This is a genomic window from Desulfoplanes formicivorans, assembly GCF_001748225.1.
GTDB lineage: Bacteria > Desulfobacterota > Desulfovibrionia > Desulfovibrionales > Desulfomicrobiaceae > Desulfoplanes > Desulfoplanes formicivorans.
In genome coordinates, this window is the sequence record NZ_BDFE01000004.1 from 174825 (window position 1) to 188096 (window position 13272).

The window sequence follows — 13272 nt, forward strand, 5'->3', positions numbered from 1 at the left end:
CAGTTCTCCTTAACTCCTCTTGCGAAGAAGGACGACGCCCTTCTTCGGACCGGGTACCTGCCCCCGGATGATCACCAGGTTATCCTCGGGTCTGACATCAACAACCTCGAGGTTGAGAGAGGTCACATTCTTGTTACCCATCTGCCCGGCCATCTTTTTGCCCTTGAAAACCTTCCCGGGGTAGGCGCACTGACCAATACCACCTGTTGCCCGGTGGACCTTTTCATGACCATGGGATGCAGGAGCTCCGCCAAAATTCCAACGTTTCATGGGACCGGCAAATCCGTGGCCCTTGGATGTTCCACGCACGTCAATCCGTTCCCCGGGAGAAAAAATATCCGCGGTGATAGTTTGACCGACCTCGTAACTATCGACATCTTCGGTTCGAAACTCGTTGAGATATCGATAGAAACCGCAGTCAGCCTTGAGCTGATGCCCCCGTTTCGGCTTGTTCAGCCTGTGGGAGGCAATGGGCTCGAACCCAACCTGGATGGCATTGTATCCATCCTTTTCTTCAACCTTTTTCTGGATCACCGGGCAGGGACCGACCTCGATGACGGTTGCGGGAACCACTGTCCCGTCATCCGCAAAGATGCGTGTCATACCCAGTTTTTTTCCGATAAGGCCCAATGTTTTTTTCATGGCTTGCTCTCTTTTCGCGACTAAAGCTTGATTTCGACATCGACGCCGGCAGGCAGATTGAGTTTGCCAAGGGCATCAACGGTCTGCTGTGTTGGTTCGAGGACATCAAGAAGCCGTTTGTGGATTCTGATTTCAAACTGTTCGCGAGATTTCTTGTCCACATGCACGGAGCGCTGAATCGTGGTCTTGTGAATTCTGGTCGGCAAGGGAATGGGGCCTGCGATGCTGGCACCGGTATTCTTGGCCGAGTCAACAATCTCAGCTACGGCTTTATCTAAGATACGATAATCATACGCCCTTAGTTTGATTCTAATTTTATCGCTATTCATGACAGTTTTCCTAAATGTTGCGAATAAACCGGTTTGGCCTTGTGGGCGCACGCGGGTCCCATCCCCCGTGCTCTTCACGATGCTCCTAGATCTTTTTCAAAAGCTCTTCAGCAACAGAAGACGGTACTTTTTCATAATGATCGAACAGCATGGAATATGTGGCACGCCCCTGGGTCTTGGACCGAAGATCCGTGGCATATCCGAACATGTTGCTCAAGGGGATGTAGGCACGAATGATCTGCGTTCCCATGCGGGCTTCCATGTTGCTCACCTTGCCGCGGCGTCCGTTCACATCACCCATGACGTCTCCGAGATATTCTTCGGGAGTAAGGATCTCCACGAACATAATCGGCTCCAGGATGACGCCTCCGGCCTTTCTGCAGGCTTCCTTGATGGCCATGGAACCGGCAATGTAAAATGCCTGCTCGGAAGAATCCACATCATGGTAGGATCCGTACACAAGACGGACCTTGATATCGACCACAGGGAATCCCGCAAGCACACCACTGGTCAGTGCATTCTGGATACCCTTGTCCACGGCGGGAATATATTCCTTGGGAATGACGCCACCGACAATCTTGTTTTCGAACTCGTAGCCCTTACCGGGCTCCTGGGGTTCGACCTCGATGACCACGTGCCCGTACTGACCACGACCACCCGACTGCTTGGCGTACTTGAGATCTTCCTTGACCGCTTTGGTTATGGTTTCCCGATAGGCAACCTGAGGCTGGCCCACATTGGCGTCCACCCCGAACTCGCGGGTGAGGCGATCAACAATGATCTCAAGGTGCAGCTCGCCCATGCCGGCAATAAGGGTCTGTCCGGTTTCATCATTGCTTTTCACCCTGAAGGAAGGATCTTCCTTGGCCAGCTTCTGCAGGGCCTGGCTCAGGGAATCGCGGTCGGACTTGGTCTTGGGCTCAATGGCAACCTCGATGACCGGATCAGGGAAATCAATGGACTCGAGAAGCACAGGACGTTCCTGTGCGCACAAGGTCTCACCGGTGGCGGTATATTTCAGACCGACAGCCGCAACAATGTCCCCGGCGTAGGCTTCCTTGATCTCCTCACGCTTGTTGGCGTGCATCTTGAGCAATCGACCGATACGCTCCTTCTTGCCGGATGCGGCGTTGAGCACCGTTGTACCGGCAACGATCTTGCCGGAATAAATGCGCAAAAAGGTCAGATGCCCGATAAAGGGATCGGCCATGAGCTTGAAGGCCAGCGCTCCCAGAGGAGCATCGTCCTCGCAGGGACATTCGATCTGCTCTTCGGAATCCGGGGCATGACCGACCATAACCGGAATGTCCACGGGCGAAGGAAGATAGGACACAATGGCGTCAAGCAGGGGCTGAACGCCCTTGTTCTTGAAGGCGGATCCACAAAGAACAGGACAGATGCTCAGATTGATCGTTTCCTTGCGTACCGCCTCCCCAAGTTCCTCGGGGCTGATCTCTTCACCTTCAAGATAGCGGTCAAGCAAGGTCTCGTCTTCCTCAGCCACGGCCTCGATCAGCGACTGACGCCACTGCTCGGCCTCATCCTTCAATTCTTCGGGGATGGGGACAAATTCGTAGTTCTTTCCCATGGACTGCTCGTCAAAAATCAGGGCCTTGCCATGGATGAGATCCACAACGCCCTCAAAAGCTTCTTCGCTGCCAATGGGAATCTGCAAAGGAACCGGCTTGGCCTTGAGACGTGAGGAGATCATCCCCACAACCCGAAAAAAATCGGCTCCTGACCGGTCCATCTTATTGACAAAAGCAATACGGGGAACCTTGTACCGATCGGCCTGGCGCCATACGGTTTCGGACTGAGGCTCGACCCCTCCTACCGCGCAAAAGACGGCTACAGCCCCGTCGAGAACGCGCAGTGCACGCTCAACTTCCACGGTAAAGTCCACATGCCCGGGAGTATCAATGATATTGATCCGATGGTCATCCCAGAAACAGGTAGTGGCTGCCGACGTGATCGTGATGCCACGCTCCTGTTCCTGCTCCATCCAGTCCATGGTTGCCTGGCCATCATGAACCTCACCGAGCTTATGCGATACGCCCGTATAATAAAGGATACGCTCGGTTGTTGTGGTCTTGCCCGCGTCAATGTGGGCCATGATCCCGATATTTCTTTGCTTTTTGATAGGTACGACTCGTGCCACGCTAACTCCTAATTACCACCGGTAATGGGCAAAGGCCTTGTTGGCTTCGGCCATGCGATAAGTGTCGTCTTTCTTCTTGATAGCCCCACCCCGGTTATTGAGTGCATCGTTGAACTCGGCAGCGAGCCGGGCAACCATGCCTTTTTCCCCTCTTGTTCGGGCGTATGTTACCAGCCAGCGAATCGCCAACGACTCCTGTCTGGCAGGGCGAACCTCCATGGGAACCTGATAGGTCGCACCACCAACTCGACGCGACTTGACCTCCATCTGGGGTTTGACGCTTTCCAGAACCTTCTCAAAAACCTTGAGGGGTTCTTCATTGGCTCTTTGGGCGACATCCTCGATGGCGGTGTAAAAAATTTTCTCTGCTACACTCTTTTTACCATCAACCATGAGCCGATTGATGAACTTTGTGACAATGCGACTCCCGAATTTCGGATCAGGCAAAACTTCCCGCTTGGGAGCCGGTCCTTTTCTAGGCATTGCTAACTCCTTTTACTCTATTTGGGACGCTTCGTTCCGTACTTGGAGCGGCCTTTACGCCTATCCTGAACTCCGGAAGTGTCCAAGGTACCACGAATGATGTGAAACCGAACACCTGGAATATCCTTGACACGACCACCACGAATCATGACCACCGAATGCTCTTGCAGATTATGTCCTTCACCCGGGATGTACGATGTGACTTCGATCCCGTTGGTCAGCCGCACCCTTGCGACTTTACGCAAAGCCGAGTTCGGTTTTTTCGGGGTTGTCGTATATACACGAACGCAAACCCCGCGTTTTTGAGGACATCTTTCCAGAGCTGCGGTCTTTTTTGCCTTGACTTGCTTGGTCCGCTCTTTGCGCACCAACTGATTTATCGTAGGCATACGACCTCCATATAAAATAACTTTTAGAAACGCCGTCAGTTATTGAATGCGAATGGGCTTGTCAAGTCTTTATGCCCATTCGCTCAATTTTCAGGCTGCCACCTACCAATTATACGTCATTGTTTCTCAATGTATCCTGGAAAACATCGATCTTGGCGCTGCCTCCCTGCTGTGACCCATAGGAACCGCTGGTATCCACCAGGATCGGATCACGGACCAGCTCTTCCAGGAACTTGTCCGGGCTTTCTGCCTGACCGGGAACCTCAATGGCATTGTCAACATATGCCTTGTAGCCGGTACCGGCAGAAACGAGTCTGCCCACAATGACATTTTCCTTGAGTCCAAGCAATGAATCTTCCTTGCCCTGCAAGGCCGCTTCGGTCAGCACCTTGGTGGTTTCCTGAAAGGAAGCCGCCGAAATAAAGGACTCGGTGGACAACGAAGCCTGGGTGATGCCAAGCACCAGGGGTTCTGCGGTTGCAGGCCTGAGTCCCTTGGCAACACATTTTTCATTTTCGGCAAAAAAACGACTCTTCTCAATGTGTTCGCCAATGAGAAAACCCGTATCACCGGGATCAAGGATATTAACCTTCTTGAGCATCTGGCGAACTATGATCTCGATGTGCTTGTCATTGATGTATACGCCCTGGGAACGATACACATGCTGCACTTCTTCCACCAGATAATTGGCCAAGAATTTTTCACCGTGAACCGCCAAAAGATCATGCAGGTCCGGAGTGCCTGCAGTAAGCAGTTCACCGGCTTCCACAAAATCACCTTCCTGCACGGTGATATGCCGTCCCTTGGGAATGAGATATTCCTTGTGCTCGCCCACTTCGGGCGTCACCACAATACGGCGCTTGCCCTTGGAGTCGGCTCCAAACGAGGCCGTACCTTCGATTTCCGAGATGATCCCCGGATCCTTGGGTTTGCGTACTTCGAAAAGCTCGGCAACTCTGGGCAGACCACCCACAATATCCTTGGTCTTGGACGTTTCACGCGGCTTACGGGCAATGAATTCCCCGGCCCGAACCCGCTGTCCGTCCTGGACCATGAGCAACGCGCCCACAGGAAGCTGGAAAATGGCCTGGGAGGCCCCGCCAGAACGCGTCACAACATTCCCGTCGTCGTCGCAGATGGAAACCGAAGGCCGCAGGTTGGTGGACCGATACTCCATGATGCTCAAGGTGGTCTTGTGCGTTGTGGGGTCCATCTTTTCCTGCACAGTCCGCCCTTCAATGACATCGGCGAACTTCACGATACCATCCACATCAGCAATAAAGGGCTCGTTGAACGGATCCCACTCGGCCAGCTTTTCGCCCTTTTTGACCTTGTCTCCCTGCTGGAAGAACAGGGTGGCTCCGTTGGGAAGGGGATACTTTTCCCGTTCAAGTCCTTGATCATCCACAATCTTGAGCTGACCGTTCTTGCTGAGAACGAGCATCTTTCCTTCGGCATTCTTGACGACCCTGACCCTTGAAAGGACCACAATCCCGTCATTTTGTGCCTTGTGGGAGGACTGCTCGATCTCCCTGGATGCCGTACCACCAATGTGGAAGGTCCGCATGGTAAGCTGTGTTCCGGGCTCGCCAATACTCTGGGCGGCGATAATGCCGACAGCCTCGCCCACATTGACAAGATGGCCCCGGGCCAGATCGCGACCATAGCACTTGGCACATACACCATGTGCACTCTTGCAGGCAAGGGCAGAACGGATAACGATGCTCGAAAGACTGGTCGCATCGATTTTTTCCACGGCATCCTCGTCAATCAATCCACCGGCCGGAACAATGCATTCCCCGCTGTCAGGATCCACAACATCCTGCATCGCAATACGGCCAAGCACACGTTCACCCAGTTTCTGGCGAACCTCACCGCCCTTGACCATGGCGGTAATCTCAAGGCCGTCAACCGTCCCGCAATCATCTTCACTGATGATGACATCCTGGGAGACATCCACAAGACGACGGGTCAGATAACCGGAGTTGGCTGTCTTGAGGGCCGTGTCTGCCAGCCCCTTCCGGGCTCCATGGGTCGAGGTGAAGAACTGCAAAACCGTCAACCCTTCCCTGAAGTTGGCCGTGATCGGGGTTTCAATGATTTCGCCAGAGGGCTTGGCCATCAGACCGCGCATCCCGGCAAGCTGACGCATCTGGTCCTTGTTACCTCGGGCTCCGGATGTGGCCATCATGTAGATAGGGTTGAAGCTCTGATTTTCACGCTTTTCCCCGGTTTCGGGGTTGACCAGAATCTCCGTGGACAGCTGTTTCATCATGGCCGTTGCCACATCATTGGTGGTCTTGGTCCAGACATCCACCACCTTGTTGTACTTTTCCGTCTTGGTAATGATACCGTCGTTGTACTGCCGTTCAATCTGATCGACTTCGGCAGTCGCCTTCTTGAGCAACCGGGATTTTTCCTCAGGGATGGTCAGGTCCTTGACCCCGACGGTCACGGCAGCGCGCGTGGAGTATTCAAAACCCAGGGCCTTGATCCGGTCACAGACCAGAACCGTGGCCTTGGTCCCTGCATGCCGATAGGTCTCCCCTACCAGGTTGGCGATGGCCCGCTTGTCCATGATTCTGTTGACAAGATGGAAGGGAACGCCTTCAGGCAGCATGTCGCCGATGAGAATCCGGCCGGGGGTCGTTTCAATGCGCTCCCCGTCGATGCGCACGGTGATGCGGGCATGCAGCCCCAGACAACCGGCATCGTAGGCAGCAATGACTTCCTCGGGAGAGGAAAAAATCTTTCCCTCGCCAGGCTCGAAATGTCTGGGAACCGTCAGATAATACAGACCAAGAACCATGTCCTGGGTAGGCACGATAATGGGTGAACCATTGGCCGGGGACAGGATGTTGTTGGTGGACATCATGAGGACCCGGGCTTCGATCTGGGCCTCCACGGACAAGGGCACGTGAACGGCCATCTGGTCGCCATCAAAGTCGGCATTAAAGGCGGTACACACCAGAGGATGCAGGCGAATGGCCTTGCCTTCGATCAGGATGGGTTCAAAGGCCTGGATTCCAAGTCTGTGCAGGGTCGGAGCACGGTTGAGCAGAATGGGGTATTCCCTGACCACGTTTTCCAGGATATCCCAGACCACGACCTCTTCCCGCTCGACCATCTTCTTGGCGCTCTTGATGGTGGAGGCATAGCCTCGGGACTCGAGCTGGGAATAGATGAACGGCTTGAACAATTCCAGGGCCATTTTCTTGGGAAGACCGCATTGATGCAGCTTAAGATTGGGCCCCACGCAGATGACCGAACGGCCGGAATAATCAACACGCTTTCCAAGCAGGTTCTGCCTGAATCGGCCCTGCTTGCCCTTGATCATGTCGCTTAAGGATTTGAGGGCTCTTCCGTTGGTTCCGGTAATGGCCCGACCGCGACGACCGTTGTCAAACAGGGCGTCAACAGATTCCTGCAGCATCCGCTTTTCATTGCGGATAATGATATCCGGGGCACCAAGCTCAAGCAGGCGTTTGAGACGGTTGTTGCGGTTAATCACCCGACGATACAGATCATTGAGATCCGAGGTGGCGAACCGGCCTCCATCAAGGGGAACCAGAGGACGAAGATCCGGGGGGATGATCGGAATGACCTCGAGAATCATCCAACTGGGCTTGTTGTCGGAATCCAGAAAGGCCTCAACAATATGCAGCCGTTTGGCCAGTTTTTTCTTTTTCGTTTGCGACCGGGTCGCCTTGGATTCGTTTCTCAGGGTTTCCCGAAGCTCTGCCAGATCGATCTCCTCGAGAAGTTCCTTGATGGCTTCGGCACCCATGCCCACCTTGATGGCAGATTCACCGTAATGTTCAATGATCTGAATATACTGGTCCTCGGAAATGACCTGCATTTTCTGAAAGTTCGTCTCGCGTGGATCCAGAATGATGTACGCGTCAAAATAGAGAACTTTTTCCAGGTCGGCCATGGTCATGTCCAAAAGCGTACCGATCTTGGACGGCAGACTCTTGAGAAACCAGATATGGGCAACAGGAGCGGCCAGCTCGATATGCCCCATTCGTTCTCTTCGGACCTTGGAAGCAATGACCTCGACACCGCATTTTTCACACACAATGCCGCGGTGCTTCATGCGTTTATACTTTCCGCAATTACATTCATAATCCTTTACTGGACCGAAAATCTTGGCACAGAACAAACCATCCCGCTCGGGCTTGAAGGTCCGATAGTTGATGGTCTCGGGCTTTTTAACCTCGCCATAGGACCACTCGCGGATCTTTTCCGGAGAGGCGATCTGGATCCTGATCTTCTCGAGATCCTGGCCCTTGATGGTGGTTGCTGTATTTCCTCTCTGCGTGAACAGATCATCAAGACTCATATATTTTCTCCGCGGCGTTTACCAAAACATTGCGTTAGAATTTGAAACCTGCCGTCCCTGAAAGCGATCAAAGCACCCCGCTAGCGACGTCTGCGGGGACGGGGTCGCTCCTTGAGTTCAACGTCAAGACACAGGGACATCATCTCCTTGACAAGCACGTTGAAGGACTCGGGCATGCCTGACTCAAGGAAGTTCTGTCCCTTGACGATCTTTTCGTACATCTTGACTCGTCCGGCAACATCATCGGATTTCACCGTCAGAAACTCCTGAAGCAGATGGGCCGCACCATAGGCTTCTATGGCCCAGACTTCCATCTCTCCAAGACGCTGGCCGCCGAATTGCGCCTTACCACCCAGAGGCTGCTGCGTGACCAGGGAATAGGGACCAGTGGAACGGGCATGGATCTTTTCGTCAACAAGATGATGCAGTTTGAGATAGTACATGTACCCGACGGTTACGCGATGATCAAAAGCCTCTCCGGTTCTTCCGTCGTACAGAACCGACTTGCCATCGTCAGGAAGGCCGGCCCGATCAAGCAGTCCCCAGATCTCGTCTTCATGGGCACCATCGAACACAGGCGTTTTCATGACGATTCCCTCGCGCAGCTTGCGTGCCGCCGCCACAAAGTCCTCATCACTCATGGAGTCCACCAGCTCGCTGATTTCCGCAGAGGCAAAAATCTCCTTGACCTCGTTGCGCACGGGAACCAGATCGTCCCCCTTTTCAATCATGTCGGCAATTTGCTGCCCCAGTTCCTTGGAGGCCCACCCCAGATGGGTTTCCATGATCTGACCGATGTTCATTCGCGAGGGAACACCAAGGGGATTGAGAACAACATCCACCGGAGTGCCATCGTCAAAAAACGGCATGTCCTCTTCGGGCAGAATATTGGAAACAACACCCTTGTTTCCGTGCCGACCGGCCATTTTGTCACCAACACGCAGCTTCCGTTTGACAGCAATATACACCTTGACCATCTTGATCACTCCGGGAGGCAGGTCATCGCCTTCGTTCACCTTCTCCCGCTTGAGATCATAAATGGCCCGTATGGCCTGCAGCTGACGATCGTACTGTTCCAGGATGTCTTGAACATTCTCGTTGACTTCCTTGCTCTTGAACAGCCTGGCCAGCTTCTTGAGGGGAACCTGGGCAATGATCTTCTCGGAAAGGGTCTGATTGGCCTCCACAAGGACTTCGCCCTTGCGTTTGCCCATCAGGCTTCGCGCAATGATCTTGCCCTTGACGCATTTCCAGAGCTTGCTGATCGTGGTTTCAGTCAGCGACGTGATGTGCTGCTGCTCACAACGGTCAATGCGGTTCAGATCGTAATCCTCGATTTCCCTGGTTCGGGCATCCTTGTCACCGGAACGGCGATTGAACACCTTGACATCAAGGACAATACCCTCCACTCCCGGCGGCACCTTGAGTGAGGTATTCTTCACATCCCTGGCCTTTTCTCCGAAAATGGCCCGAAGGAGCCGTTCTTCGGGGGTAAGCTGAGATTCTCCCTTGGGAGTGATCTTGCCCACAAGAATATCATCCTGTCCCACACGGGCGCCAATGCGGATGATGCCGCTCTCGTCCAGATTGCGCAGCATGTCCTCACCAACATTGGGGATGTCCCTGGTTACCTCCTCGGGTCCGAGTTTGGTATCTCGGGCGATGAGATCAAATTCCTCGATATGGATGGACGTGTACACGTCCTCCTTGACGGTCTTTTCGGAGATGAGGATGGAGTCCTCGTAGTTGAACCCGCACCAGGGCATGAAGGCCACCAGCAGGTTCTTGCCAAGGGCAAGTTCGCCATCCTTGATCCCGGCTCCATCGGCAAGGATATCACCCTTGACCACGCGCTGACCGGGCAAAACGCGCGGCTTTTGACCAAAACAGCTGTTCTGGTTGGATTTGTGAAACTTCTGGAGCAGATAAAAACAGGTGCCACCCGTTTGGGGGTAGAGGTCATCATAGCAGACAACAACGCGCTCCGCATCCACAAACTGGATGACTCCATCGCCTTCTGCGAGCAGACAGGCACCGGAATCGCGGGCCACAGGTCCTTCCATGCCGGTTCCAACCAGGGGCTTTTCAGCCTGGAGCAGGGGAACGGCCTGACGCTGCATGTTACACCCCATGAGGGCGCGGTTGGCGTCATCGTGCTCGAGAAAGGGGATCAGTGATGCGGATACCGAGACGATCTGGCTGGGCGAAATGTCCATCAGGGTGACTTCGTGCTTGTCAACAATGGCGAATTCGCCTTCAACACGTGCCGAAATCTGGTCATTCACAAAATAGCCGTCTTCTCCGATGACCGCGTTGGCCTGAGCCACAATTTCCCCTTGTTCCCGGGAAGCGTCAAAATAGCGGACTTCACCGGTAACCTTGCCATCCTTGACGATCCTGTAGGGGGTCTCGATAAAGCCGAAATCATTGACACGGGCATAGGTGGTCAACGACACGATCAAACCGATGTTCGGCCCTTCAGGCGTTTCAATGGGACAAATACGCCCGTAATGGCTGGGATGGACATCGCGCACCTCGAACCCGGCACGTTCACGGGTCAGTCCTCCGGGTCCAAGGGCGGAAAGACGCCGCTTATGCGTGACCTCGGAAAGGGCATTGGTCTGGTCCATAAACTGGGAAAGCTGGGATGTCCCGAAAAATTCCTTGAGCACGGCCGTGACCGGCTTGGGGTTGACCAGATCGTGGGGCATGAGGGTAGCCACTTCCTGCAAGCTCATGCGTTCCTTGATGGCGCGTTCCATGCGCACCAGGCCGATACGGTACTGGTTTTCAACCAGCTCGCCCACCGGTCGCACGCGACGGTTGCCCAGATGATCGATGTCATCGGCAGGCCCATGGCTATCCTTGAGAAAGAGCAGATGCTTGATGGCCTTGAGAATATCATCATTGCTCAGGGTACGAGCATCAAGGGGCAGATCCAGGCCGAGGCGCGTGTTGAGCTTGTAACGGCCCACGGGCGAAAGGTCATAATAATCAGGATTGCGGAACAGATTGTCGAAAAAGGATGCCGAAACTTCAGGCGTGGGCGGCGAGCTGGGTCGCAATCGCTTGTAGATGTCAACCTGGGCGCTCTCGGTATCCGTTGTCTTGTCCAGCATGAGGGTATCGCGAATGGACGAGGAAACTTCGGGCCCGGAAGCAAACAGACATTGAACGCTCTGGATACCGGCTTCCTGGAGCTGTCCGATCAAATCGGCGGTAAGGGGATCTCCCGGGGAAGCAATGACTTCGCCCGTTTCGGGATGAACGATTTCATGGGCCAAAAATTCAGTAGCCAGATCCACCGGATTCATCTCGATCTCGTTGATGCCGGCGGCAATCATCCTCTTCCAGGCACCCTTGGTAATCAGGCTGCCTGCTTCCACGAGTTTTTTTCCGTCATCCCGGACCAAGGTGGAACAGGCCGTATCCTTGCGGTAGAATTCGGGCTTGACCTCGCGAAAGACGCGCCCTTCAGCATCAAAGCGCAGCGTATGAAAGTCATAAAATGTCTTGAGGATCTCGGCCGTGCTCAAACCCATGGCCTTAAGCAGGATGGTCACGGGCATTTTCCGGCGACGATCGATACGAACATACAGGATGTCCTTGTGGTCGAAATCAAAATCAAGCCACGATCCGCGCATGGGAATGATGCGTGAACTGTAAAGAACCTTGCCACTGGCGTGGGTCTTTCCTGAATCATGTTCAAAAATGATTCCGGGAGAGCGCTGCAACTGGTTGACAATGACCCGCTCGGTGCCATTAACCACAAAGGTACCTTTGACGGTCATCAACGGAATGGTGCCGAAATAGATATCCTGTTCCTTGATATCATGGATCGTTCGGTCCTGCGTCTCTTCATCTACATCAAAAACAACAAGACGCACCTTGATACGAACAGGCGCTTCATATGACAGCCCCTTGGAGATGCACTCTTCAACATTGAACTTGGGCTCGCCGATATCATAACTGACATATTCCAATGTTGCAGTCTTGTTAAAATCCTGAATCGGAAATACAGAGCGAAAAACACCCTCCAGTCCAATGTCTTCTCTACTCGAAGGAGGCACATCTGACTGTAAAAATTTTTTATAAGAATCGACTTGAAGGGTTAAAAGGTGAGGGATATCTATAACATCTTTTGTTGACCCAAATTTTTTTACAAATTGATTCATGTTCTCCCCTCAGGTAAAGAGCTCAAAGAGACGGCACCACTAAGAATAAGCACAAAAACGTTTTGATAAAATCAGAAAATAGAAATAGAAATAGCGAAGAAATATTTTAAACATTTGATGCAAGAAGCATACAAACGATTTATCTCAAGGAAGGATATATGAAAATATATATACGAATGGATGATTTGTGATACGAAGCGTCTATATCCAGCGAAGTAACCGCTAAAGTAAAAATAAAATTTAATGCAGTATTTTTTGTATTAATGCTTATAAACATAATAAGGAGCACAGGGCACTATACCCTATGCTCCTTATGAATCAGCAGGATAGCACGAACTACTTCAGTTCGACTACAGCTCCAGCGCCTTCGAGCTGTGTCTTAGCATCTTCAGCCTGCTCCTTGGTGACGGCTTCCTTGATGACCGAAGGAACCTCGTCAACCTTAGCCTTGGCTTCCTTGAGACCGAGGTTGGTCAGAGCACGAACGACCTTAATGACGGCAATCTTGTTGCCGCCAACTTCCTTGAGCACGACATCAAATTCGGTTTTTTCTTCCTCGGCAGCAGCTTCACCGCCGGCAGGAGCTGCAGCAACTGCGGCAACAGGAGCAGCAGCGCTGACACCAAATTTTTCTTCAAGTTCCTTGATGAACTCAGCGAGTTCCAGGACGGTCATATTGGATATGAAATCAACAACCTGATCTTTGGTTATATCTGCCATTGTTTCCTCCTTCTAGAAATGAATTGGCTTTAGC

Annotated in this window: 8 protein-coding genes; all 8 read right to left on the bottom strand. The window is 52.9% G+C overall.

Features of this window, described 5'->3' with window-relative positions:
* Nucleotides 1–9: 9 nt before the first annotated feature.
* Nucleotides 10–642, bottom strand: a complete 633-nt coding sequence (rplC, locus tag DPF_RS01200; protein WP_069857039.1) for a 50S ribosomal protein L3 — start codon at nucleotides 640–642, stop codon at nucleotides 10–12.
* Between the two features lie 20 nt (nucleotides 643–662).
* Entirely contained in the window at nucleotides 663–971 is a 309-nt protein-coding gene (rpsJ, locus tag DPF_RS01205) for a 30S ribosomal protein S10 (protein WP_069857040.1), read from the bottom strand.
* Between the two features lie 85 nt (nucleotides 972–1056).
* Nucleotides 1057–3129, bottom strand: a complete 2073-nt coding sequence (fusA, locus tag DPF_RS01210; protein WP_069857041.1) for an elongation factor G — start codon at nucleotides 3127–3129, stop codon at nucleotides 1057–1059.
* A 12-nt stretch (nucleotides 3130–3141) separates the two neighbouring features.
* Nucleotides 3142–3612: a 30S ribosomal protein S7 gene (gene rpsG, locus DPF_RS01215; protein WP_069857042.1), complete on the bottom strand. Its 471-nt coding sequence runs from the start codon at nucleotides 3610–3612 to the stop codon at nucleotides 3142–3144.
* A 17-nt stretch (nucleotides 3613–3629) separates the two neighbouring features.
* Nucleotides 3630–4001, bottom strand: coding sequence for a 30S ribosomal protein S12 (rpsL, locus tag DPF_RS01220; RefSeq protein WP_069857043.1), 372 nt, complete (start codon nucleotides 3999–4001; stop codon nucleotides 3630–3632).
* A gap of 109 nt (nucleotides 4002–4110) precedes the next feature.
* Entirely contained in the window at nucleotides 4111–8343 is a 4233-nt protein-coding gene (gene rpoC / locus DPF_RS01225; RefSeq protein WP_083254386.1) for a DNA-directed RNA polymerase subunit beta', read from the bottom strand.
* Between the two features lie 80 nt (nucleotides 8344–8423).
* Nucleotides 8424–12518 carry a DNA-directed RNA polymerase subunit beta gene (gene rpoB / locus DPF_RS01230; RefSeq protein ID WP_069857044.1) on the bottom strand — a complete coding sequence of 1365 codons (4095 nt, stop codon included), beginning with the start codon at nucleotides 12516–12518 and terminating at the stop codon, nucleotides 8424–8426.
* A gap of 336 nt (nucleotides 12519–12854) precedes the next feature.
* Nucleotides 12855–13238, bottom strand: coding sequence for a 50S ribosomal protein L7/L12 (gene rplL / locus DPF_RS01235; RefSeq protein ID WP_069857045.1), 384 nt, complete (start codon nucleotides 13236–13238; stop codon nucleotides 12855–12857).
* Nucleotides 13239–13272: the final 34 nt, after the last annotated feature.